The following is a 536-nucleotide window of genomic DNA, read 5'->3' as shown; positions in this document are numbered from 1 at the left end:
ACTATACCTGAAAATACTTGAAACACGATACTCACGAACTTGAGCCGAGAACGAGCTCAATCGCTTGAGTTAACTCACTAAGTAAAACATTGTGGCAAAGAAGAAAAAGTTAACCAAAGGTCAGGTGCGCCGCGTACGCAGCAACCAACAAAAACGCCTAAAAAAGCAAGAAGAGTCCATCCAATGGGATGAGAACATGCTTGGCGCAAGTAAACAGGGTCTAGTGATTACTCGCTTTGGCCAGCACGCTGACATCGAAGATTTAGAAACTGGCGAGGTTCAACGCTGTAACCTACGTCGCGGCATTGAGTCTCTGGTTTCCGGTGACCGAGTGCTCTGGCGTGAAGGTCTTGAATCAATGGCAGGCATCTCAGGTGTTGTGGAAGCCGTAGAGCCACGTACATCAATGCTGACTCGCCCAGACTACTACGACGGCCTCAAACCAGTTGCGGCAAACATCGATCAGATGGTGATTGTCTCGTCTGTCTTGCCTGAGCTCTCACTGAACATTATCGACCGTTATTTAGTGGCCGCAG

The 536-nt window shown here is 48.7% G+C and carries 1 protein-coding gene; it reads left to right on the top strand.

The features are described 5' to 3' along the window. Positions 1-91 precede the first annotated feature (91 nt). On the top strand, positions 92-536 hold a 445-nt coding region (gene rsgA, locus R7O13_RS30365; RefSeq protein WP_318305658.1), incomplete at its 3' end, for a GTPase RsgA.

The sequence above is a fragment of the Vibrio sp. Y176 genome (assembly GCF_033438945.1).
Note: the sequence above shows the minus strand (reverse complement) of the source record. Positions and strands in the feature narration are given on the sequence as shown.